The sequence below is a fragment of the Bradyrhizobium sp. 172 genome (genome assembly GCF_023101065.1).
Classification (GTDB): Bacteria; Pseudomonadota; Alphaproteobacteria; order Rhizobiales; family Xanthobacteraceae; genus Bradyrhizobium; species Bradyrhizobium canariense_D.
Genome location: NZ_CP064701.1, coordinates 6,656,436 through 6,679,157, shown reverse-complemented (window position 1 = coordinate 6,679,157; position 22,722 = coordinate 6,656,436). Strand labels below are relative to the sequence as shown.

Below are 22,722 nucleotides of genomic sequence, written 5' to 3'. Positions count from 1 at the left end.
AACACAGTGCTGTTTCTACCCCGCACAGGCGCGCAACGGCCCTGGACAGTTTTTTAGGATATCCCGCTCCGCCTTCAGCTTGTTGACCTCGCGCCGCAGCCGCTCGATCTCCAATTGCTCAGGCTTCATTTGCCCGTGGCCGGGGAAGGACTGCGCAGCGTCGAAGCCGAACTCCTTCACCCATTTGCGCAGCACGTTCTCATGAACGCCCAGGTCTCGGCCAGCTTGCGCCACAGATACCCCGCGCTCCCTGACGAGCTTGACCGCCTCGATCTTGAACTCTCGACTGAACTTCCGTCTCTGCATGACCCACCTCTGGCTCGATAAAACACCCAATCTTGGTGTCCATCAAACCGGCAGCAGCTCAGGTCGACTTCCTTCAGCTAGTTCACAAGCGCTGCTGGTGCCATGCGACCTCCAACATTTGCACCAAAACATCCACGCTTTCGGCCATACCTGGGCCGAAGTGTTGATCTTGCCCATGATAACCGCCAACCGCAGACCAGCAGACCAAACACGGATGCCATCGATACAGAAGCTCGTAAAACTCAGTCCCTTGGGCGTTATCAAGCGCTGTTGTAATCGGCCCGCCAGTCCAAACTCGCGGAGGCGCATCGAGCGAATCCTGAATGAGGGCGACGCCGAAGGTCGAGTGACCCATCTCCAACCCTGCGGTGGGGTGAGATCATTTCTTTCTTCTCATCACCAGCGATATGCTGGCAGATATCCCCGACGGCAGATAGGAGCCATTCATGATGAGCGTCGCGACAATTGGGTTGGATATTAGCTCCTTGTCCCAGAGGTCGAAGAGCGCCGTGACGATAGCGCTGAACATTTCCTGGCGCAAACCTGCACCGCGATCGGGGATCCTAACCGCGGATTCTCAGCCTTGATCTCCGAGAGCCCCGCGCTGCTCGTGGCGGTTTTGCGTTGCCGGATGCGAGCTCTCGTCGGCCGGATGGCTCCAAATCGCATTGATGGTCTGGGTGGGCTGACGCACCAGGAGGTCGCGAGCGCGAAACACAACGGCCGCCACCTGCAGCTCTGCGCTGTTGACCGCCACGAAACGCATCGTCGACGGCTGGCCGGCTCTCCCGGAGGCCTTCCGCATCGGCGGCATCATTCTTAGCCTCTTTACAAACGGCTTTACATAGTCTGGCGCGATGGTCGCACCTCATGCTCCAGCCTCACGATTTCGCGCGCCCGGTAGTGGCTGCTGGCGCAGCCCGAGCGCCGCTGCGGCAACAATTTGAGCGTTGGTCCCGGCACAGCTTCTTGCAGGAAAGCAAGGCTCCTGATCTCGGCACACTCGTCGCCAGATCTAACCCGATTAGGCTAATTCCTACATGGACGCCTCAGTTTAAGTGATAGTCGACGACACCACTTTGGCAGCAGCAATGCCGTGAGGGGGCGTCCAGCCCATCGACTCTGCGATCCGCAAAACGGCATTGAACCGGACCTGCCTGATGAACCTCCACGCTACCGCGTGCACTCAACGCCTCGGCGTCTTGGATCAACTAGTCGAACCGTGGTTTGCGGAGCTGACACGCAAGCAACTACGCCAGACCCATGTCGAAAGCGTCCTGAGCGCCACAATGACAACAAGCCATATCAATGGACAGAGTCGGCCAATAAAAATTTCGCATCCCAAATCGTGTCCTTCGCGCGACCAGAAAACTGAAATTCTGACGCGCGCTACGCTTTTAGCCGACAACCTCGTCCCGTGCACCTATCTAGGATGGCAGTATCGTCGTAAGGTATTCGCCGATATTTCACTAATTCCCATAACGATTGAAAGTTGGGGCATTCATGTCCCATATGCATGATGATTCACATTTCCACGGACCGCAGCACTGCATGCAACTAGGAGTCACCAGTCAATGTCACGAAGAGCTCTCATTCTGCTTGAAGGCGGAAGTAATGGTCCGCTGTACGTCCAAGCGGCCCAGCGTCTTGGTCTGCATCCAATCACTCTGTCGGCCGATCCAACTCAGTATGACTATGTTGCGGCAGGAGGCTGCGAGGCAATCTGTGTCGACACACACAATCTTGATGCGATGATACACGAATGCGCCAGATTGCATCTGACGTCCGACATTGCCGGCATTACCAGTGCGCTGGAGTCAGTCTATGCGGCGGTCGGCGAGCTCTGCTCGTATTTTGATCTGCCTGGCCCGCGCCCCGCAGCGATTGAACGGTGCCGCGACAAATTCTCTCAACGTCAGCTTCTCGCGGAGGCCGGCGTCCCAATACCTGCTTATCGGCTGGCAGCGAATGCGGCGGACGTGGAAAACTCTGCTGCAGAAATCGGGCTGCCGGTGATAGTCAAGCCAGCCGCAGGCATAGGAAGTAGCGGCGTCCGATTGTGCCGCGATGTCGATGAGTTAGCCGAACATACTAGCTATCTGCTGGGTGGGAAGCACATATGGCGGTCTTCCCCAAGGATACTAGTCGAAGAATTCGCACAAGGCCCGCATTATAGCGTGGAAATAATGGGAAATGAGGTCATCGGGATTGGCGCCGCTGACTTCGGCGGCCCGCCGCACTTCGTCTGTCGTGAGTACATCTATCCTGCCCTGCTGACTGATGACGAGCATAGGCGTATCGCCGATGTTTCGCTGAGCTGTTTGCAAGCCCTCGGCCTGGGCTGGGGGCCGATGAACATCGATATGCGGTGGACGAAGCTTGGTCCAGTCGTGATTGAAGTCAACCCGCGTCTTGCGGGCGCACCCAACCCTCAACTGGTAAAGCTGGCCTATGGTGTCGATCTCGTCACAGAGCACATCAAGCTTGTTATCGGGGAGGAATGCAATTTGCGCAAAAGTCATTTGCATACTGCGGCTGCGCGGATCCTGGTTCCTGACCGCGATGGCATTCTCGATGCGATTGGTGGCGACAGTCGGGCGGCTGCAGTACCTGGTGTCACAGAGGTCAAATTTCTTATTGAACTTAAGACCTCGATCGTCAGGAAAGGCGACTATCGAGACAAAATCGGACATGTCATAGCCGTCTCACCTAACCTTGCTCAGACCAAGGCGATACTTCAATGCGCTGTAGACTTCATCGATTGGTCCATCACACCATTTTCACAACTGGGTGCGCGGAAACGACAGCTGCAGCCCCTTAATTCCGGCACCGATGCAGATGGCATGGGCTATAGGTGATAGTCGCCGAACGCTCGTTCAGTTGAGAGCGCGTAAGCTTGGGCTTGTTGCAAGGGCGCCAGTGAAAAGAAATGGCCGCGAACGGCGAGAATAGCAAATTGGTTGGAGAGGTCGGATGCGGATTAAAGGCAAGCTTTACCTGTCCCTTTTGGGTCCCGTCGAGAATAACACCTTCCTCGGCGAAGGACTTAAAGCCGAAAATCGCTCGCCGTCGATGCTCGACACCCCGGTGCTCCTGCTCGATGAGAGTGTTCAAGTACGTGCTTCGGTGAACCCGCATCGTCTTTGGTCGGTGCCCCGAGCGATGCTGCATCCGCTTCGTGGTATTGCAGCGCATCACCGCCACTCGGTTGCTCAAATTGCAGCCGGTGACGCGAACGGGCCGGCCATGACCGCTCAAACGCTCGCCTAAAGAGCCGGCTCGCGGCCGCCAGATCGCGGCCCTCAGGGAGCTAGAACTCGACCGGCTCGGCGACGGCGTTGATGGCGCTATATACCAACCGGGCAGGGACGTTGAAAAGAGTTCGTCGCAGGCCATCTGCCGGTGACACTTTGCTTGCGCCGATTCTAGTGTTCCAGCCACAGAGAGAATCAAATCGTCCAGCTCTAGATGCTCGAGTAATCGACCGAAATGCCCCACTCGGCCAACGATGCGTTGAGATCACGCAGGATAAGAACGTAGGCCAGTCACAGCGTTCGCAACCCGGGATGACAGACAGGTCAGACCGACCTCCCTTGAATGTCGCATTTCTTCGGGATTGCTCCAGGTGCTCCGAGCAACATCGCCGGCGCTCAAAACGGTACAACTGATCCAGTAAGAGGCGACGTGGAACAGAAAGCAGTGATCCTCGGCTCCAAGCCATTCCCGGTTACCAACCGGCAGGTCCTCGGGATCGCCATTCCCATGATGCTCGCATCCATCACGACGCCGCTGGTCGGCCTTGTCGACGCGACTGTCGTCGGTCAATTCGGCGATGCCGCTTTGTTCGGCGGTCTTGCGGCCGGAGCCGTGGCTTACGACGTTATCTTTGTGACCTTCAATTTTCTGCGATCCGGCACGTGCGGCCTTGTTGCCCAGTGTTTTGGGAGAGGTGACGCCTTGGAAGAGCGGGCGGTCTTCCTGCGCGCATTTCTCGTTGCGGCCCTCTCTGGCTTGGCTCTGGTGCTGCTTGCGCCACTAGTTGCCACAATCTGCGAATGGTTCATGAGCGCGGAACCGGCCCTGACGGCGGCCATGGAAATTTACATCCGCATTCGCCTTTTCTCGGCACCTGCGGCGCTCATCAACTTTGTAACTGTCGGCTATTTCGTCGGGCGTAGCGAATCAGGGCTCGTACTTTTCCTGCAACTTCTGCTCAACGGAGCAAATATTGCGTTATCAAGCTTTCTAGGCATCTATCTCGGCTGGGGTATTGCAGGAGTCGCATGGGGAACGTCATGCGCTGAATTGGCCACCATGAGCGCCGGCCTTTTTATTCTCTTTGAGCGATTCCGCGCAATGCCGAGAATAGCGCCCCAGCATACCTTCGATCGGGCGGCCATGAGGTCGATGCTTCACCTCAGCGGCAATATCATAATCCGTTCCTTCGTGCTCATGGGAGGATACTTCGTTTTCACGCGGCAGAGCGCGCAGCTTGGCACAGTGACCCTCGCTGCCAATGCTGCGCTGATGCAATTTTTGCTGTTCGCGGAATACTTCCTCAGCGGCTTCGCGACCGCAGCACAGCAGCTCGTCGGGCGTGCCATCGGTACCGGTGATAAGGCGGCTTTTTTTCGTGCCGTCAAACTTACCATGGGCTGGGGATTTGCGATTGCGGCGTTTGCGAGTGTCCTATTTGTCGTCTTCGGTGAGCAGCTCGTTAGCGCAATAACAAAAGCGCCGGACGTGCGCGCGGAGGCGGTCTTCTATCTTCCTTGGGCGACCTCCACTGCCCTAAGCGGCGTGCTAGCCTTCCAGATGAACGGTGTCTTCATCGGCGCCACTTGGTCGCGTGACATGCGGAACGTGATGCTCATGTCCTTTGGGGCTTATATCACGACTTTGTTTGCCTTTGGGAAGATGTTCGGCAACCACGGCCTCTGGGCTGCTTATCACATTTTTCTGCTCATGCGAGGGATAAGCCTGCTATGGGTCATGCGTCGCCGCGTCCGCAACCAGTTCGCGCAGTCACCGACTGATGACGAACCGTGTGGTAGCCGATGCGCTGGAGATAGCTGATCAATCGTCGTCAGCAGGTGGCAGGCGGATGGATTCGTGCGTCGTCAGATCGGAGCGCGGTGCATTGGCATGGCGGCAATTGCGCCAAAATCAGGCCGGAGATGGGAGCGCGATGAGTGTAGCAGCGGAGACGGCTTCCTCCTTGGCCACGGCGATCCTTGGTCCGGACGCGTGACTGTAAAAATGGCTAAAGGCGCAGGATATCATGTCCCTGCGGGACAGATCATCTTTAAGGCTGACAGCCCATGGTGACCAATCATTTCATGCGCTTTGCTTTCGTTTGATCAGCCTCTTCAGACACTTCCTGCCAAATGCTTCGGACCTTAACGACGGCCGAGAGCCGCAATAAATTGGTTATAGCGCTCTCCGCCCTTACATCGAGCCGCCGCCTGGGCACTCTCGGGCAGGGGAGGACAGTCGGATTTAGTAAAACCGAATGAACGGCGCCAGTGTTCCACTCAGATTCTCAAATTCCGCTCAACCCGTTGAAGATTCCGGCCGATCTCATCCAGGCGCTTTTACAATCGCAGTTCCTTTCGCTCATCTGCGTCTGGGAGAGGAAAGAGGCAATGGCGGCCTGCGATGAGCGAAGCGGAATGCACTCGCCGATCGGCACAGTCCGAAAGTCGCCGCTTCAGGTCAGGCTCGAAGTAGGTTCGGTAGTATTAGGTTGATCCCGCGACACAGCCATGACGACGACGTCGTCAACCTATCTGGACTGGGAATCTCCTGCTTGATGACGGAGTGATAATCGATCTCGACCACGCGAACGATAAACTCCAAGCCGGCTCCGCCGTAGCCCGCTTACTATGATCACACAGGAATGATTTGATGACACAGCCTCCGCTCTTCCCGCCACCCTTTCCCGTGGACGAATTCGCCTCGCGCCTCGCAGCATTGCGCACCCTCATGGCAGAGAGGCACGTTGACCTACTTATCGTGGATCAGTTCGAACACATGGTCTATTTCAGCGGTTATCGGTCCACAGCGGCCATGTATCAGGCCTTACTTATACCCCTCGATCAAGAGCCGGTTGCTGTAATTCGTGCTCTCGATGCTCCAGTGTTCAATGAAAACAGCTGGTTCGCTGCTTGGGTGTCGTTCGACGACAACGCAAATCCGGTGAAGGTCGTGGCCGAGACGATCATAGCTCGTGGTTTTGGAGCTTCCGTGATAGGCGTTGAGCGCGACAGCCATTTTCTCACTGTTAACCGGGCATTGGAGCTCGAAAGCTTGCTGCCGGACGTCAGGTTCGTAGATTTCTCCTGTGTCATGTGGGAAATGCGACAGGTCAAATCCCCGCTCGAACTTACATACATCGAGGTGGCCGCGGAGATTTGCGACCGCGTGGTGGTGGCAGGTCTCGATGCGGCTCGGGCAGGCGTTAACGAACGTGAAGTCTTGGCAGCCATGACTAACGAAGCCTGGCTTAAGGGCGCGGATAATGCGCTGGTCGCGGTCATCGCGTCCGGCTCTCGCTCCGCAATCTTGCACGGCTCGCTCGGCGGCCGCATGCTCGCTGAGGGAGATATCGTCCATATGGAGCCCGTGCCGCAGTTTCGCAGCTACAACTCACGAATCATGCGCCCGAAGTCGATCGGTGCGCCAACCGATGAACAAATGCGGACTGCGGAAACGATGATCGGAATTCAGGACGAGCAGTTCCGTGCCATGAAGGCTGGTGCAAAAGCACGGGACGTCGACCGCATTGTGCGTGAGGGGATAGTAGCGGCCAAATTGCGGGATAGCTACACGAACATCACCGGCTATACGCTTGGCCTCAAATGTCAACCGCGCATGAGTGATTTCACCCGCGTCTTCCTGGCCGACAGCGACTGGCAGCTGGAGAAGAACCAAATTTTCCACATGTACACATCGGCGCGCGGGATGAGCTTCAGCGAAACCATCGTCGTCACGCCCGAGGGAGGGAAGCGCCTGACCAAAAAGGAGCGCAGGCTCTTCTTCTGATTTTAAGCCGCTGACAACTAGGTGTTTAGTCCCGGCATTTTTGTGGAGCGGATTGAGTTTGAATCGTTCTGGCTGGGAAGTCCAGCATTTGCAGATGTATTCGTAAGGCGTGAGGCCCTTCAAGGTTTTCAGCCGCCGAGCGAAGTTGTAGGCGTTGATGAAGTCATCAAGGTGAGCTTCGAGCTGATCGTGTCGATCGTAATGGTGGCGTTTGACGGTCGCTTCCTTGATCGTGCGGTTCATGCGTTCGACCTGGCCATTGGTCCAGGGATGCTTGATTTTGGTCAGCCGATGTTCGATGCCATTCTCGTGGCAGCGCATATCAAACATGTGTGTCAGTATCTTGCCGTCGGGCCGTCCGCGTAGCGCGGGGGGAAAGTGAACTGGATCCCATTGTCGGTGAGAACCGTGTGGATCTTGTAGGGGACAGCCGCGATCAGAGCTTCGAGGAAGATCCAGGCCGAGGTCCTTCCCGTCTTCCTGACCAGTTGCACGAAGGCGAATTTTGCTGGTGCGATCGATACGACATAGAGGTAGAGCCTGCCTTCAGCGGTCTGGAGCTCAGCAATGTCGATGTGGAAATAGCCGATCGGATAAGCCTTGAAGTTTTTCTTCGGAGGCTTGCTGCCTCCGACCTCCGGCAATCGGCTGATCCCGTGGCGCTGGAGACAGCGATGCAGGGATGATCGCGTCAGATGCGGGATGGTCGGCTGGAGCGCATAGAGGCAATCGTCGAGCGGCAATAGCGTATGCCGCCGGAAAGCGACGATGATCGCCTCCTCCTCGATGGAAAGCACGGTCGATTTGGCTTCTTTGGGGCCTGTCGGGAGATCGGCGACGGTCTCGCGCTCCTCCACTTCGCGACAGTCTTCTGGTTGATCCCATAGCGCTTGGCGAGCGCTCTCAGGCTCTCTTGACTATTTTGTATTGCTCGACGGACCGCCTCCGTCGTCGTGGCGCAGCCGTGTAAAACTTGTCCTATAGCGCATCCTTCGAATCGTGCGATAAGAATGCACCATCAAAGCTTGGGACTAAACACCTAAATCCAGGCCCTCGAGCCCAAGGCGGGGCGGGGCAAAAGTTCGCGTCGGGATGGCCTCTCAAAGGTAATCACATGACGCTTACTGTTTGGGAGGAGGAAAATACAGCAACGCTAGGTGTTCTATGCCCATCGAATGTTGGCGACTATTTTCGTACTTCGGCCCAAGCATTGCCAATTCACGGCGCTATGGGTCTCCCACGATATAGAAGCGGATCCGGGAGCATGGGCCAGCAATGTTGTCTCGGGTGTCCTGCCTGTGAGGATGAGTATATGAAAGCTGCGCAAGAGCTTGCACGGGAAGGAGCTGACGCAATCCATGTGACTGCGGCTTTACGGTGCGATACCAGCGTGCAATTTCGGCAGCTGTATCGGTTCCTGTCTGACTTCACGCCGACTCATGCTTCCATCGTCGCTGTTAAATGTGCCTGCGAACAAGAAAATCGCAGTACTCACTGCGGACTCACGATGCTTGGATGCCGGCATTATGGCTACGCTGGGCATCACACAGACATCGCGATGGGTTGTCGGATGGCGCAATGGATAGGCAAGGTCGGCTTCGAATTACAGCCGCTGGCCGACTATGTGCTAGAGAAGATCAAGCAAGGCGAACGGATCTTCGCCGATGAGACGATCCTGCCAGCGCTCCTCCCGGATGCGGCAAGACGCAAACAGCTGATCTTCAGAACTTCCGCCTGCTTGGTGATCGACAGCTCGTGCTCGCGGTCGATCATCGCTCTGCGCTCAGCAATCCCGCCTTGGTGAGCGCTCCTTCAAAAAAAGTTGTTCTCCAGCGTCAGCTCCCCGATCCTGGCATGCAGCGACTTCACAACGATCGCGGGCAACGGCGTAGCGTTACCGTGACCTGGCCCGAACACATCGGCGGCGCTGCCTAAGCTGCGCCTTCCACGATGTGATCTGATTGGGGTAGACGTCGAACTGCTCTGACAGTTGAGCCAGTGTTCGGTCGCCCTTGACGGCAGCAAGTGCTACCTTCGCCTTGAAGGCTGGGGTGTGGTTCCGGCGTGCTCGTCTGCTCATCGTCTCCTGTTCGCGGGCCAATCTTGCCCACCGTCAGGCAGAAACTCCACTTATCGCCCTGTTCAGATTTCCGGAGCCGGCTCTTCAGAGCTACCTGCGCCTGGCGAAGCGTACGCCATCATGGTCGGCCGCTATACCCACGCTCACCAGTTCAAAGCGCCCGGCGCCAGCTCAAGTTCCTGCGGACGCGGCTTGGCCGGATCATCCGCGACGTCCGCCGCAAGATTGATGGCGATGCGGTGCTGGAAGCTCACTTCGGCCCGCTGCTCGATCTGGCGCAGCGGATACGCCTGCAGGATGAGCATCAGCGCGGCCAAGGTCTGTGCGTTAGATGCGGCGGAGGTCGAGTGCATCGGCAAAGGCAATGCCCGCGCGCCTTACGAGTTCGGTTGCAAGGTCAGTATCGCCACCCCCGTGACCTCCCAGAAGGGCGAACAGTTCGTGCTTGCCAAGGCACTGCATGGCAATCCCTTCGATGGGCACACCCTCGGCCCCGTGATCGCCGTGGAGAAGCTCACCGGCGTGGAGGCTCGCCGCATCCACGTCGCCAAAGGGTACCGTGGCCACAACCACTCGAACCGGCTCAGGGTCTGGGTCTCGGAGCAGGTCCGCCACGTCACGGCTTCCATCCGGCGCGAGATGAAGCGTCGTGCGGCTGTCGAGCCCGTCATCGGCCACGTCAATGCCGAGCACCGCATGGACCGCAACTACCTCAAGGGCCGCCTCGGCGACCGCGTCAACGCCATCCTCGCAGCAGCCGGCTACAACTTCGGTCTGCTCCTGCGATGGCTCGCAGCACTCTTGCGCCATCATCCGGGCGCCGAAACTGTCCCGGCTTGAAAGATCGCCCTAAATCACCGCTCGTCCGCGTTCTTCACCGACGACGATCGGTTTCGGGCGCATCATTCGCGAGGTGTAGCCGCGGAAGTGCGGAACCGGCTCCACATGAAGGATGTCCTCCACGGCTGCCGAGCGAGGCATGCAAGATTGCTGAGCGAGGTCCGGACGCCATGACGACGACCCCTGCATTATCTGCGCCACTGCGCCACGCTTCGCTAGTCATGGCTAGGAAGACTTCGCACTAGTTGATACCTGCTCGAGCGGCGTCGAAGGCTGCCGCCGCTGCGCGGCCGCAAATTTCCGCAGCTACCTCGAGGCAAGCAAGTTCGAGCGGGGATTTGATCTGCCGCATTTCCCACATGACACGGGAGAAATCAACGACCTTTGCATCCGGCAGCAGGCTTTCGAGCTCACATGCCCGTCTCACTGTGAGAAAATGGCTGTCGCGGTCGAGGCCTACGACCGACGCTCCAAAAACACGGGCTTTGATCGTCTCGGCCACGACCTTAATCGGATTGGAGGCGTCGCGGAATGCCACGGAATCGCTTAGCCAGCTTTTTTCGCTGAAACCGGAAGGTCGAGCTCACCGATCACAGTGACCGCTTCTTGATCAAGGTGGATGAGCAAGGCCTGATACATGGCGGCTGTGGACCGGTAGCCCCGAAATAGGCCATGTGCTCGAACTGGTCGACGATAAGAATATCGACCTGCCTCTCGGCCATGAGGATGCGCAATGCTGCAAAGGCGCGAGCGGAGTTCCTCGACGGGAAAGCGCAGCGGGAAGAGCAGAGGCTGCGTCATCTAATCATTCCTATGTGATCGCATTAAGAGGCGTCCGGGGGCGGAATCGAGACTACGCCCGTGTGATTAGCTTCCGCGCGAGCCCGCATCGGTTGAGGAAATGCTCAATGCCTAATCCTGATAGGCCTGCGAGCTCCACGTCATAGTTGTTTGGGACGTGAGTCTAATGTAGCCAGCATTGATCATCCCTCAGCTCCCGCTATGCCGAGCCTCGTCGCCGCGTGGGCACGAACATCTCTGAGCGCGCGGAAAATGCGTGCCGGATGGATCCTCGGAGTTTACCCAATATTCGGAACGCCACTCGACGCCGACGAAACACGCCACGCATTCCGCACCTACACCGCTTCCACAGTTCCGTCCTTGGCTAGTGCGTCGATTTGAGTGACTTCGAGGCGAACAACTGCCTGTCCGTGGACAGATTTACGTTTATTCTGCCTGCGCCAAACAACCCGGAGAGGCAGCTACCGGATTGAGTGGTCAACATCTGGCGATCAGAACCTGCCATTGGGAACGAGGCAAAGTCAAACCCGCTTCTTGTAACAGCGCTAATCGTTTCTTGGCGCGTTTTGTCATAGAAACGTTCAAGGCGTGGCTGAGGCGGATGCTACACCTCAACGGCGACATAATGATCCTTCGTGCTCATGGGAAGATACCTCCTGTTCACGCGGCAGGGCGCCCAGCTTGGCACGTTGATCCTCGTCGCCAACGCGGTGCTGCTGCATTTTTCTGTTCTATTTCCTCGACGGAATCGCCGCGACCGCTCAGCAGCGCGCCCCTGCGTTCCATCGGCGCCAGCGATCAGGCGGCTTTCTTGCGCACTGTCAGGCTCACCGCGGCGGCGGATTCGCGCTTGCGGGCTTTGCGAGAGTCGTTGTCTTCGCGTTCGGGCAGATGTTCGGCGCACAGGGCTCTGGACCGCGCTGCACATCTTCTGCTCGTGCGCGGGATAAACCTGCTGTCGGTCGTGCGCCGCCGTGTTCGCTCCGGCTTCGGGGAATGATCGTCGACAGGTTACCTCGCGAACGTAGGGCGCACGGAGGGTCAGGGACGCTACGGATCAGCTGGCGAGATAGCGAATCGCACTGGGGACAGATTCGGATCGAAGGCGTACCTTACCCGTCGCTTATGCATCATATGGACAATCGCAATTCCTTCGAGAATAGCATCGGCGCTGACTGATGGTTTCAAGGGAGCATCGGTCGTCCAGCGAGGAAAACCTTCCGTCGGCTGGCGGGACTTGTGCGTCCTTTCTCGAGGCGGATCAGACACCGGCATAGTCTCCCTCGTCCACCGAGTGTCCGTCGCGCTACCTAAGGTGCATGATGACCGCCCGCCGAGTTACCGCAAGGCGCGACGATCTCTTTTGCAGACCGTACCACCTGGCGACGCTCATCGCCGAGCCTTTAGCGCCGAGCACCGGGTCCTTCGGAACGCCGGGCTGATGGCACAGGAGTTCCGGAAGCGGCCTAGTATTAACTTTTTCTTGAATCGTTATTCACGATATGGATGATCCCCGAAGCAAGAGAAGTCCACTTTTCGCGGAAAGATCGCAAGGTACTTGAGGGCGTGTTGTCGCTCGCCGGTGACGTTGCAGCGCGATTTGAAGCGGCGCGGGTAGTTCTGTTGGCGGCGGACGGGCGGAGCATCCGCTCGATGGCCTAAGAAGTCGGAGTCCAGCCCCGCATTGTCAGCCTTTGGCAGCACCCTATGCCGATCATGGCCTTGAAGGTGCAAGGCAAGCCGCGGCCCGGCAAGCAGCCGACGAAGGCCACCGACAAGCGGAGTCTAAGCTGCTGGGTCGGCGCTCTGTTGGCCGAGGGTTGGGCGATGTTGACGTCCAATATGTCTGGCGCTTCCAGCGCAGCCACTGTCGTAGATCCACTTGGCCGAGCAGACATCGAGGCTGGTGACGACGAAACGGATAAGCGACTGTGATCTTAGCGGTTGACCAGCAGGTCGCGTGACATGCTACTCAACGACTTTGCGCCTTTTTCAGCCACGCGCACTGTCTCGCTGAAGACATAGCCGTCGTCCTTCTCCCAGATGCCGATGATCAGGTGGAAAGTCATGTTGGGTCGGAGCACGGTGTCATCGTCTTCTTGTAGGCTCGCGCCACCGTCAGGCCAATCAATTCCGAGGGAGTAGCCGATTCGAGATTCTTTGCGTACGCCACGAGTATTGAAGGTACGCCGGAAAGCTCTGTCGACATCTCTGCATGTTATTCCAGGTCGCATCGTTTCGAAGGCAGCCAGGAAGCCCTCAAGCACCGCCTGGTGTAGGTGCTGTGACCGAGGGGACGGCTCACCTAAGAACACGGTCCGGGACAATGCGCAGCAATAGCGGTGGCGAAAGGCACCAAGTTCAAAGTTGGTCTGACAATTCATCGCATAGCTCGCGTCTGACCATTTGAGATGCGGCGCAGTCGCTGGGCGACCGGTCGGCATGGTCGGATAAATGCGAGAAGCATGGCCCGGGAATTTCGGTGTGCCCGTGCACAACGCGTGCATGACGGCTGCGGCCACATCGCATTCTCGCGCTCCGGGAGCAACGCCTAGACGGGCGACTCTCATGGCTCGATCGACGATCTTTCCGGCCTGTTCCATGTAGGCGATCTCAGCAGGAGACTTCAGCAGCTTCAGCGTGGAAATGAGGCCATCGGCATCGATGCTCTCCGAAAGATCCAGGTTTTGGGCCAGGGTAGTTTGGGCCTTCACCCCGAAATTTTTTGCCGTCAGTTCGACCCCGATGTGGCTTGATTTGGTGCGTTCCCGGATCATATCTCCGATCGGCCGCCACGGCGTCCGCTGGCTCGAACCGATGTATCTCTCGGGATAACCAAGTACGCGCGACCGTGGCAGGTAGGATGTGACCGTTGCGCATGCGACGTCCATCTCGCGCAGGATCAGCCACGGATCTTCCTCATCTTGACTCACAAGCGCGAGCTGCGGGACGTAGTCCGAGTATCCATCGTAGCCAGTGAGATAATTCATGTTCGCCTCGTTAAAGACGAGCATTGCATCCATGTCCTGTTCCGCCATTCGCTGGCGCAGCCGAGCCGTACGTTCGCGATATTCCTGTTGATCAAATGCGGGCATCTCAGTTTCTCCTGAACTCATCGCATGGCGGACGATGCTCGGCATGGAAGCGACGCAGCCGCGAAATGTCGTTTTGGCGCCCCCGTTGTTGCGAAGTATCCCTCTAAGTCTGTCACCGCGGCCCGCCTTATGATGCGATGGACGCCATCGTCAGTCTGCAAAGGTCTGTGATGTCGTAGACAGGCAACTTCGTGATATGACGGATCGCCGGCGCCACCAGGGGGAACGCCGCGCATTCGAACAGGATGATCGCGATCTCCGGATGCGCGATGCGAAGTCGCGCGGTACAGGCAGCGACGTCGTTCTCGATCGCCGCGATGTCGGTTGGTGGTGGCGGACGCTTCAACTCGTCGTGCCAGAACTTGCCGCCCTCGATGCCGCCAATCACGATCCTCGCCCGCTGGGCTGGATCATCAACCCCGAGCAGGTCTTTGGTTGCATGCGTCGAGTCGTAGGTCAAGACTGCGATCTTGGCGGATGCCGGCAGCTGCCGGAGCAACGCCGGCAGCAGGAGCAGACTTGACATGACTACGGGCACATTCATCGACTTGGCCACCGCCTGCTGATGCCGGATAGAAAAACCGCAGGTAGAGCTTATCGCGATGGCACCTCGGTCGACGAGCCGCTGGGCGGCAGCGATGAATGACGCCTCAAGAGCTGGATCGCCGCGCACGACATTCTCTACCCAAGCTCCCGCGACCGTTTCGGAGATGATCGGGAAATTGAAGGTGGCCGAATTGAGCATTGAGCCGGGCGCTGGTATCGGCGGCGTGGCGCCGACCGGCGCCCCACGTTCGAGGTGCATAACTCCGAGAGAGCGTGGCGTTCGCGAGATCATTGACGAGGTTATTCGGGACAGACCGAATTCCCAGCTTGAGGCAGAGTCGCCGTTGAGGCAGGTGCAGATCGGGGGCTCGACAATCGGTCTCGAGCATAGTGATAGAGCAGGTTCGCCTCGCATTTGGCGGTGATTTCATGCGAGCCGTCGATCGCCATGAACCTGGTCCGGTGTTATGGCCTCATAGGGCGTGCTGGTCGGGGTGATCAGGAGCCCGTCCCCATGCCGCACGCAGATATTGCTTGATGGTTGATGCCTGGCGTATTCATGCGGCGGCAGGCGTCGATGATGGCCTGTCTCTTGTATTCCCATCATGGGCGCCAACTCGATGTCCTTCAGCTCGCCAGCGCACGCGCAATCGCTACGTTTTCCGCTGTCGCAAATTGCAAGCCAAGCGCCTGCTTGCCCTACAGAGTGTGGTCTCGTCAACACGATCGGCTTAGCTGAAGACGTCTCGCGGTTGGCAGTGGCTTCAATCATGGGTGGCCGCCTCTTGGTCTTTCCAACCACGTTAGCAAGCCCCGTGCCATGCCAGAACTTCTTCCAAACTAGTGAAAAGAGACGATCTTCAGTGAGTGCGATTTGTCGCAAGCGCTACAGCGTCGGAAAGCCAACGCGTCGGCTGTGATGCACGTGGCGCTTCGCGATCAGCTCGACTTGCGGCACAGATGATGATCAAACGGCCCAAATTTCGTGACCGGCAGCATCTCTGGGACATTCTCAAGCGAACACCAAGCGGTTTTAGCGCTGGTGCGGCTGGCCTAGATATTGAAGAATGGCGCGACCCGTCGGGCCTGAGCCCGTGCAACTGTTGCGCACTAAAGCAAGCTACCCAGGTCGGGCTGCGAGAGAGCTGCGGCACCGGAATGCGCGGCTGAGGAACCTTCTGAGCAGCATCCGCCCCGTTGATGGCCGCGTGGCAAGCGACAGTTCGAGCGTCCGAGACCTTCTGTGCGGGCAACTCTGCGTCAAGTACGCCAGTCGCAGCCATTTGTTATCGATCCCAACAATGCAGCTGAGCAGAAGCCGCCATGAAAGGGGCGCGCTTGAATCCTCTGGATCGAACTGACGGGGTACAGCGCTGAAGTCAGCTTGGCTCGGAACCATTGTTAGCCGCAACAAGCCTTTCTCCGAAGTCCAAACTTATCCCCGCGCAACTGGTCGCTCCGCACAGTCGCGTAGCAGCGCGATGAATAGCGATGCCTCCGAAATGTTGCGAATGATCTGGAAAGATCATGCCTGCGCAGCAAGCCAGCTTGCTGTCGGCGATTGATGCTGGAATCAACATTCGGCCGGACTGGACCGCAATCCGAGCAATAGGGCGCCCGACAGATTGGGACAAGCCGTACTGGATAGCCCTGTATGATTTCAGCCAAGCTTCCGTCTCGGAAGGCTACCAGCATTCGTAGCTTGTGGCTTCACGCAGTTGAGTCCACCTTCCTCTGAAGGAATCGCCCTAGCATGGTCGATCGGAAGGGAGGCGACTAGCCGAACTCTGCAGAGCGAGAGATGTCAGAGTCCTCGGCATCCTAGAACTGGAGAGCGTAAGCCGCAGTTCCTGTGCATCTCTAGACCGGCATCGAAAAGTTTACATGAAAGTCGAAAACGGAAGAAGAAGATATACGGAGCATGAAAGTGGATAATCGTAATGATACCTCCCAGGAATGGGAGATCCGCTGTGATCTGGCCGCGGCCTACCGCCTAATCGCGCATTTCGGCATGGATGATCTAATCTCCACTCATCTATCGGCGCGCCTGCCTGGTAAGGAGCATCGCTTCCTCCTCAATCCCTACGGCATGATGTTCGACGAAATCACGGCCTCTAGTCTCGTCGTCGTGGACCCCAACGGGTATATTCGCGAGGAGGAAAAAGAAACCAAGATAAACAATGCGGGCTTCACGATTCATTCCGCGGTGCACATGAGTCGTGACGACGCCAAGTGCGTCATGCACACCCACACTTTAGCTGGCATGGCGGTGGCCGCCCAGGAGCAGGGGCTGCTGCCGTTAAATCAGAAGTCAATGGCATTCTACGGCAGCATTGCATTTCACGATTATGAAGGTGTCGCGCTCAATCTCGAGGAACGCGAGCGGCTGGTGGATGATCTCGGCGACAACGACGCGATGGTCCTGAAGCACCATGGCTTGCTCACGGTCGGGCGTACCGTGGCCGAAGCGTTCCTTAATATGTACCAGTTGGAGCAATCCTGCCGAATCCAGCTTGCGGCTACTCAGGGTAGGCAAAAGGTTACGCTACTCTCTGCGAGTGTGGCTGCCCACACGGCGGCGCAGTTCAAGTATCATGGCTACAATGAGAGTCCGCGCCCCTGGGCGGCGCTCAAACGCCGCCTCGATCGCATCAGCCCGGGATACGCGACCTGATGTCAGGCGGTGGGAACGTGAGAGTACAGCGGCCGAGGAGATACACGGGTAGAGGACGACGAGGCGCGATACAATGTAACCGGTATGAGCTCCCACGTCTGCGGTGATCAGCGGGCGCGAGCGTAGCGGATCGGCATCCAGTATTGGCGCATGGCCTCGACGGCCGCTGGAATATCGGCGTGGGCGTTGCGCAGAAAATCCCTGATCTGGCGCCCGCTTCGTGGCGGTCCGAGCAGCGGCCGGCCCTGATCGTCGCGACAGTGCAGCAGGATGGGCAGAAGCAGGCCATGATTGACGTTGCTGGCGTCCAGCAACGGCGCCCACGCCGACGGCCTGAGCCGCGTTGCGGCATAGAATCCTTGGCACCAGGGTCGCGGATCGACGTCGCCATTGGCTTTGCGCCGGTGCATCGGCTCGAACTGGCTGGGCGTGGTCGAAAGGATCTGGCTGATCTCGTTGTGGCGCGGCGCGACGGCGGAGATCGCTGCGAACTCCGGAGTGCCGCCGTGGTTGAAAGCATCGGCATCGATGGCGAGCAGCGGGCAGATCCAGTCGAGCGGGCTGATCGACACCGGTCCGGCCACGATCGCGGCGACGTAGCCATCGAGCATGGGGAGACTGGTGGCGGCAGCGTGCCGATCGACACGAACCTGGAGCCACCGCTCGAGCTCCGCAAGCGGCATCGCGGCTGCGGCCGTCGACGACGATGCTGAATGGCGACGCGGGCTCATGCGGCGGCTTGTGCGATGCGCTCGCGGGCCGCCTTCCAGTTCCAGGCGAGCAGCTCGTGCAGCTGATGGCTCTTGGTTCGCCCAGACACGATGCGCTCCAGCACGTCGGACAAGTAGGCCTGCGGATCGAGCTCATGAAGCTTTGCTGTGTTCACGATCGACGACAGGATCGCCCAGCTCTCGGCGCCGCCTTCGCTGCCGCTGAACAATGAGTTGCGTCTTCCCTTTGCAATCGGGCGCATGGAACGCTCGACCGTGTTGGAATCGACCTCGACGCGGCCGTCGCGAAGAAGCAGCGTCAGTCCGTCCAGTGATTGAGCGCGTAGTTGATGGCCTCGGCCAGCTTCGACTGGGAGAAGAGCTGGCCGACCGTTGCCGTCAGTCGCGCCTTGAGCGCCGCCATCAACGGAGTGGTCCTGGTGCGGCGGGCAGCAAGCCGCTGCTCGGCACTGCTGCCGCGGATCTCGGCCTCGATGGCATAGACCGCCTGCAACAGTTCGTCACCTCGCGAGCGAATGGCGACTGGGTCGTCTTGTAGACCTCGACACATTTGGGCCGGGCATGGGCGAGGCAGAAAGCGAGCTGGATCGCGCTGCCATGATCGCGGGCGAGCGCCTTGTAGGCGTCATAACCATCCACCTGGAGAATGCCGGAAAAGCCGATCAATTGTCCGGCGATCTCCCCGGTGCGGCGGCCGCCGGCGAACACGTCGGCGACTGCCGGTGGCGCGGGGCCGCCCCACGGGCGGTCATCCATGGCATGCGCCCAGAACTGGCAGATGCGGGGGCGATGTCGTCCGGGATCGAGCACCGGCATCGGCGTCTCGTCGCAGAACACGCGCGGCGAGGCCTGGATCGTGCGCAGCTGGAGCTCATAGAGGCTCTTGAGCCACCAGGGCGCACGCTTCACCCAGCCGGCCAGCGTCGCGCGGTCGAGATGAAGGCCCTGACCGGCCAGAATCTGCACCTGCCGATACCAAGCAAACTTCGACACCACGACGTGGGTCACCAGCGCCGTTGAGGCCATGCCGCTCTCGATCAGTCGCGGCAGCACCTTCGCCTGCACCACGCCGTCGGTGCAGCCGCGGCAGGCGTATTTGGGACGGATCGTGCGCAGCACCTGCAGGATCGCCGGGATCACGTCCAGCACCTCGCTGACGTCCTCGCCGATCTAATGCAGGCGGCCGTCGCAACACGGGCACGCTGTCGCGTCCGGCTCCAGCACCTGCTCACAGCGTGGCAGGTGCTTGGGCAGCGCGCCGATGTTGCGGTGGGCCTTCTTGCGCGGCTTACCAGCCGGCTTGGTCGCAGCCGCTATCGTCGTTCGCCGGCGCAGCTGGTGTGACGCCGGTCTCCAGATCGTCCAGCTCGAGCGCGAGCTGCTCGTCAACGAGCACCGCAAGTCGCTCCGACCGCTTCCCGAAGATCATCTCCTTGAGCGCCTGCATCGCCACACGTAGCTTCTCGTTCTCGGCGTCAAGCGCGAGCACCATCTCGGTCAGAGCTGCGGTGTCGGTCGGGAGAGCGTCGGGACGAATCGCCATGATCAAACGATACATCCGCGCGCCACAGGCTCCAGCGAAATCCACACGCGTCATCCGACGAGCGCCGGCTGCTTCACAGGCTTCGGCGACACACGCGTCCACTCGAGCCCGTCGAGCAGCATCGTGAGCTGCGTCGCACTCAGATGTATCACGCCGTCGCGGATCGGTGGCCAGGTGAAGCGCCCTTGGTGCAGCCACTTCGTCACCAGCACCATGCCGCTGCCGTCCCACGCCAGAAGCTTCACTCTGTCCATGCGCTTGCTGCGAAACACGAAGACGTCGCCGCAATACGGGTTCGCGCGCAGCGCTTCGCTCACCAGCGCCGACAGCGTGTGCACCGACTTGCGGAAGTCGACCGGCTGTGTCGCCAGCACCACCTTGAGGTCAGACCGTAGCGCAATCACCGGATACCCCGGAGCGCCGACAGCACCGTCGAAAGCGTCGCCAACTCCACGCCTGGCTCGACGCGGATGCGCGCTCCACTCACCTCGATCTCGATCACCCCGCAGGGCCTCGCCGGCGGCGCGGCGATCTCCAAAGGCGTCGTTTGTGCCGGCGAAATACGCTCGGACTCGCCAGCTGTCCCGCCACCGCTTCCGGCGCCAATTTGGATCGGCACGAAGCCGGCCACCGCCGCCGCAACCAGGCGGCGCCACACCGTGAGCAGCCCGCGGGAAACGCGATTGCGCCGCGCCACCTCGGAGATGTTCGCGCCCTCCTCAAAGCTCTCCGCCACGATCCGGGCCTTGTCCTCGCCCGTCCACCGTCGCCGTCGGCGCTCCCCAGTGATCACCTCGACGCGACGATAGGAGTCACCTTCCTGCCTGGCATCAAGCATGGCATTTGCCATCGCTTCAACTTCACCGATCAGCTCATGCCAGGCTGTATCGCAGGCGAACCTAGCGATGGCGAGGTGGGGGCCCCATGCCGGTTACGATACAATAGCCCAGAGGGCGTGTTTTGCTATGGTACCCATTCGATCTCGGCCTTTGGCATCAAGCCAGAGTGCAACCCAGCCTCCCGCGCGAGGCCAGGAGCTTTTCTAGACCTGGCTGGGCGACCATGCCGCTGCGCGGGCGTTGTTCTAGCGATTTTGAACATGCACTTGGCTTGAGTACCGAGTAGATAATCGATCTGCGCTTCAGCATGGTAGCAGCGACGATCGTTTATCATCGTGATCATTCTGCCTAGGGACCCAGAGGGCGCAGCAGAATGTGGCAGCATGCGTGATGATGGACCGATCGGTCCAGCTCGGCTCCGGTATCGAACTGTTTCCAACGCAATGCTGAGCTGACGCGCGCTAGTGGGCGGAACATCGATACGCCGTATGGTGCCGCCTCCCTGATTTGGTAGCTGCCCAAGCGAGATAGCTGATGGTTATTTCGTTTAAACCACTGCCGCAGGCTTGTACAGGAATCTCAACTTCGACCCGACAGCGACTAAGCTGGCTGTCGTGCCGGCTCATCTGATTGGTGGTATGCATTCTCTTTTTGAAGGCCAATGAGACGGAGAATGGAATGCAACAGTCGATCGCCCTCTCTCACGGTGCTTACCTCACCGAACAGTTTCGGCGCGATGAACTCGATCTCGATTATAGTCGTCCGGATTTGGCGGAGATAGTCGCACCGAAGGCCGATATGCTTGACAGAATCGGCCGGCGGCGGTCGAGCTGGGGTCCTAGAGCAACCAGCCGAGGGCGGATGAAAGTTCGCACAGCCCGTCAAGCGAGGTTTGTTCATCGAATGGGGACTTGCAGTCGCTCTAAAAGGCCGACAGCCGTTCCTGGACCTAATCAAAAGCGCGCAAGCGGGCGGGCTTGTTGTCAACGTCGCTCGTTTAAGCCGGAAGCCACCTGCTGCAGGGTGACGGCTTGCGGCTACGCGTGCTCGTTGCCCTTTAATGGCGAAGAGTCAGATGCTCGATCGGATGCTGACGCTGGCCGGGCGGTGACACAAGCCGCCAGTATTCTACGCAAAGTGCGCCGGAGATCGGCCGGTCGATACCAATCGGTTCGGCATGACGGGCTTGGATGGCACGTGCTTTTTACAGCTTGCCGAGATTCCGGTTTGCTGCCGGTGGTTGATGTCCTTTCTGCCTACTGGTTTCGTCGCGATGCGGCAAGGCTCGGCTGCTGCGACGTTATTGCGACGAGGAACACCTCGATCGCCAAGGCAGAAGCGGCCATGATCGCGGGCGTAGTTGAGGAAGTGGGCCTCGACCGGCGCAATCGATGTCTTCGTGCAAAAATGACGAGAAATCGACGGCGCACCGCACACGAGTACATGGCCTATTTTCAGGGGCCGTCAACTGATTGGAAAATGGTCATCCAGCGGCTGTCACTACGGCGTGAATTTTCGGGAAAACGTCTGCCTATCTACGCAGTTCCGGCGGGTGATCGATTGGTCGCCGATCAGAATTCGGTGCTCGAATTTCGCCGCGATATCGCCCCCCGGGATATTCAAAGCATTGATCAGTATCGAGAGCAAGCCGTTCGACTTGATTGGCGAAACCCTAGGGCGCTTGGGCGTGATCATCGATACACAAGGCCGCACGTTTCATTCAGCTCTCCCATAGGTTCGATCTGCCGATCCGTATCATCGTGCGATAAGTCCGGTCTGGGTCGCGCGGGAGACAGAAAAAGAATGGCCAGTTTACGAATCTTCATTGTCGGGCTCGCTGCCAGCGCCGCGTTCGGCGTCGTGCCGCGCAATGGTCACAGCCTGGCTAGAAGTCGAATGATCGGGCGCGTTTACGGCTCCTTCTGCGCGGCCGCGGGAACGACCGGCGAACTCGCCCGCATGGGCGGCCGGGCCACATGCTGTTTGGCTTTCATCGGGAGACAGAGCCATCGCGGTTCGCCTAGGTCAGACGAGAAGAAAGTTGCTGAGCGCTATCCGAACGGCACGGCCGTATCGATTGGTCGTTGTCTGAAGCCGACAATGGCAGACGGGCCCTCGGAAACGCGGCCTCGGTGCTCGGTCCTGCTGTCGCCGCCTCGCATCATCGCACAAACAACTGTGTGCCGTCGCCTACTAAGCAGAGCCGCGGCTGCGATGTGACAA

The 22,722-nt window shown here is 59.0% G+C and carries 14 protein-coding genes and 9 pseudogenes; 9 read left to right on the top strand and 14 right to left on the bottom strand.

Features of this window, described 5'->3' with window-relative positions; genetic code table 11:
* Positions 1-51: 51 nt before the first annotated feature.
* Both IVB07_RS31785 and IVB07_RS31780 read right to left on the bottom strand, forming a co-directional pair.
* Positions 52-306, bottom strand: a pseudogene (locus IVB07_RS31785) (transposase); the annotation flags it as partial.
* A 577-nt stretch (positions 307-883) separates the two neighbouring features.
* On the bottom strand, positions 884-1,123 hold the full coding sequence (locus IVB07_RS31780; RefSeq protein WP_247766880.1) for a hypothetical protein: 240 nt from the start codon (positions 1,121-1,123) through the stop codon (positions 884-886).
* A 757-nt stretch (positions 1,124-1,880) separates the two neighbouring features.
* Between IVB07_RS31780 and IVB07_RS31775 the strand changes: the two genes are divergently transcribed.
* From IVB07_RS31775 to IVB07_RS31760, 4 genes are all read left to right on the top strand, one after another.
* Positions 1,881-3,164: an acetyl-CoA carboxylase biotin carboxylase subunit family protein gene (locus IVB07_RS31775; RefSeq protein WP_247766879.1), complete on the top strand. Its 1,284-nt coding sequence runs from the start codon at positions 1,881-1,883 to the stop codon at positions 3,162-3,164.
* 115 nt (positions 3,165-3,279) lie between these two features.
* On the top strand, positions 3,280-3,576 hold the full coding sequence (locus IVB07_RS31770; RefSeq protein WP_247766878.1) for a hypothetical protein: 297 nt from the start codon (positions 3,280-3,282) through the stop codon (positions 3,574-3,576).
* Between the two features lie 327 nt (positions 3,577-3,903).
* Complete coding sequence (locus IVB07_RS31765) at positions 3,904-5,382, top strand: MATE family efflux transporter (protein WP_247766877.1); 1,479 nt, start codon at positions 3,904-3,906, stop codon at positions 5,380-5,382.
* A gap of 831 nt (positions 5,383-6,213) precedes the next feature.
* A complete protein-coding gene (locus IVB07_RS31760; protein ID WP_247766876.1) occupies positions 6,214-7,350 on the top strand; it encodes a Xaa-Pro peptidase family protein in 1,137 nt (378 codons plus the stop codon).
* Between the two features lie 17 nt (positions 7,351-7,367).
* Here IVB07_RS31760 and IVB07_RS31755 read toward each other — a convergent pair.
* Positions 7,368-8,332, bottom strand: a pseudogene (locus IVB07_RS31755) (IS481 family transposase).
* A 588-nt stretch (positions 8,333-8,920) separates the two neighbouring features.
* Here IVB07_RS31755 and IVB07_RS31750 point away from each other — a divergent pair.
* A pseudogene (locus IVB07_RS31750) lies at positions 8,921-9,049 on the top strand (transposase); the annotation flags it as partial.
* Positions 9,050-9,063: 14 nt separating this feature from the next.
* Here the strand turns inward: IVB07_RS31750 and IVB07_RS31745 are convergent.
* Positions 9,064-9,430 (bottom strand): annotated as a pseudogene (locus IVB07_RS31745) (IS3 family transposase); the annotation flags it as partial.
* 79 nt (positions 9,431-9,509) lie between these two features.
* Here IVB07_RS31745 and IVB07_RS31740 point away from each other — a divergent pair.
* A pseudogene (locus tag IVB07_RS31740) lies at positions 9,510-10,270 on the top strand (IS5/IS1182 family transposase); the annotation flags it as partial.
* A gap of 241 nt (positions 10,271-10,511) precedes the next feature.
* Here IVB07_RS31740 and IVB07_RS31735 read toward each other — a convergent pair.
* From IVB07_RS31735 to IVB07_RS31725, 3 genes and pseudogenes are all read right to left on the bottom strand, one after another.
* On the bottom strand, positions 10,512-10,808 hold the full coding sequence (locus IVB07_RS31735) for an aminopeptidase P family N-terminal domain-containing protein (RefSeq protein WP_247766875.1): 297 nt from the start codon (positions 10,806-10,808) through the stop codon (positions 10,512-10,514).
* Between the two features lie 8 nt (positions 10,809-10,816).
* Positions 10,817-11,071 (bottom strand): hypothetical protein, encoded by a 255-nt coding sequence (locus IVB07_RS31730; protein ID WP_247766874.1) that lies wholly within the window; start codon positions 11,069-11,071, stop codon positions 10,817-10,819.
* A gap of 1,050 nt (positions 11,072-12,121) precedes the next feature.
* Positions 12,122-12,244, bottom strand: a pseudogene (locus IVB07_RS31725) (IS6 family transposase); the annotation flags it as partial.
* 333 nt (positions 12,245-12,577) lie between these two features.
* Between IVB07_RS31725 and IVB07_RS31720 the strand changes: the two are divergent.
* Positions 12,578-12,939, top strand: a pseudogene (locus IVB07_RS31720) (IS630 family transposase); the annotation flags it as partial.
* A gap of 69 nt (positions 12,940-13,008) precedes the next feature.
* On the opposite strand, the gene IVB07_RS31715 reads toward IVB07_RS31720, so the two are convergent.
* From IVB07_RS31715 to IVB07_RS40790, 3 genes and pseudogenes are all read right to left on the bottom strand, one after another.
* On the bottom strand, positions 13,009-14,166 hold the full coding sequence (locus tag IVB07_RS31715; RefSeq protein WP_247766873.1) for a Xaa-Pro peptidase family protein: 1,158 nt from the start codon (positions 14,164-14,166) through the stop codon (positions 13,009-13,011).
* Positions 14,167-14,293: 127 nt separating this feature from the next.
* Positions 14,294-14,911, bottom strand: coding sequence for a hypothetical protein (locus tag IVB07_RS31710; RefSeq protein ID WP_346659444.1), 618 nt, complete (start codon positions 14,909-14,911; stop codon positions 14,294-14,296).
* Positions 14,912-15,141: 230 nt separating this feature from the next.
* Positions 15,142-15,273, bottom strand: a pseudogene (locus IVB07_RS40790) (class II aldolase); the annotation flags it as partial.
* Positions 15,274-16,633: 1,360 nt separating this feature from the next.
* Between IVB07_RS40790 and IVB07_RS31705 the strand changes: the two are divergent.
* Positions 16,634-17,386 carry a class II aldolase/adducin family protein gene (locus tag IVB07_RS31705; RefSeq protein WP_247766871.1) on the top strand — a complete coding sequence of 251 codons (753 nt, stop codon included), beginning with the start codon at positions 16,634-16,636 and terminating at the stop codon, positions 17,384-17,386.
* Between the two features lie 107 nt (positions 17,387-17,493).
* On the opposite strand, the gene IVB07_RS31700 is transcribed toward IVB07_RS31705, so the two are convergent.
* The 4 genes and pseudogenes from IVB07_RS31700 to IVB07_RS31685 all read right to left on the bottom strand — a co-directional run bounded on the left by IVB07_RS31700 (position 17,494) and on the right by IVB07_RS31685 (position 20,510).
* On the bottom strand, positions 17,494-18,117 hold the full coding sequence (locus IVB07_RS31700; protein WP_247766870.1) for a UPF0149 family protein: 624 nt from the start codon (positions 18,115-18,117) through the stop codon (positions 17,494-17,496).
* Positions 18,114-19,660 (bottom strand): annotated as a pseudogene (locus IVB07_RS31695) (IS66 family transposase). Before IVB07_RS31695 ends, IVB07_RS31700 begins: the two are co-directional and overlap by 4 nt.
* 50 nt (positions 19,661-19,710) lie before the next feature.
* A complete protein-coding gene (gene tnpB / locus IVB07_RS31690; protein ID WP_247766869.1) occupies positions 19,711-20,064 on the bottom strand; it encodes an IS66 family insertion sequence element accessory protein TnpB in 354 nt (117 codons plus the stop codon).
* Positions 20,061-20,510, bottom strand: a complete 450-nt coding sequence (locus tag IVB07_RS31685) for a transposase (protein ID WP_247766868.1) — start codon at positions 20,508-20,510, stop codon at positions 20,061-20,063. The genes tnpB and IVB07_RS31685 overlap by 4 nt, the downstream gene beginning before the upstream one ends.
* A 1,186-nt stretch (positions 20,511-21,696) precedes the next feature.
* Here IVB07_RS31685 and IVB07_RS31680 point away from each other — a divergent pair.
* A complete protein-coding gene (locus IVB07_RS31680; RefSeq protein ID WP_247766867.1) occupies positions 21,697-22,719 on the top strand; it encodes a hypothetical protein in 1,023 nt (340 codons plus the stop codon).
* The last annotated feature ends 3 nt before the right edge of the window (positions 22,720-22,722 follow it).

Excerpts from the sequence above, each read along its gene's own strand:
- IVB07_RS31700 (WP_247766870.1), bottom strand. The coding sequence starts at position 18,117 with ATGAGCCCGCGTCGCCATTCAGCATCGTCGTCGACGGCCGCAGCCGCG.
- IVB07_RS31780 (WP_247766880.1), bottom strand. The coding sequence starts at position 1,123 with ATGATGCCGCCGATGCGGAAGGCCTCCGGGAGAGCCGGCCAGCCGTCG.
- IVB07_RS31730 (WP_247766874.1), bottom strand. The coding sequence starts at position 11,071 with ATGACGCAGCCTCTGCTCTTCCCGCTGCGCTTTCCCGTCGAGGAACTC.
- IVB07_RS31710 (WP_346659444.1), bottom strand. The coding sequence starts at position 14,911 with ATGCTCAATTCGGCCACCTTCAATTTCCCGATCATCTCCGAAACGGTC.
- IVB07_RS31770 (WP_247766878.1), top strand. The coding sequence starts at position 3,280 with ATGCGGATTAAAGGCAAGCTTTACCTGTCCCTTTTGGGTCCCGTCGAG.
- IVB07_RS31765 (WP_247766877.1), top strand. The coding sequence starts at position 3,904 with ATGTCGCATTTCTTCGGGATTGCTCCAGGTGCTCCGAGCAACATCGCC.
- IVB07_RS31775 (WP_247766879.1), top strand. The coding sequence starts at position 1,881 with ATGTCACGAAGAGCTCTCATTCTGCTTGAAGGCGGAAGTAATGGTCCG.
- IVB07_RS31715 (WP_247766873.1), bottom strand. The coding sequence starts at position 14,166 with ATGCCCGCATTTGATCAACAGGAATATCGCGAACGTACGGCTCGGCTG.
- IVB07_RS31705 (WP_247766871.1), top strand. The coding sequence starts at position 16,634 with ATGAAAGTGGATAATCGTAATGATACCTCCCAGGAATGGGAGATCCGC.
- IVB07_RS31760 (WP_247766876.1), top strand. The coding sequence starts at position 6,214 with ATGACACAGCCTCCGCTCTTCCCGCCACCCTTTCCCGTGGACGAATTC.
- IVB07_RS31685 (WP_247766868.1), bottom strand. The coding sequence starts at position 20,510 with ATGGCAAATGCCATGCTTGATGCCAGGCAGGAAGGTGACTCCTATCGT.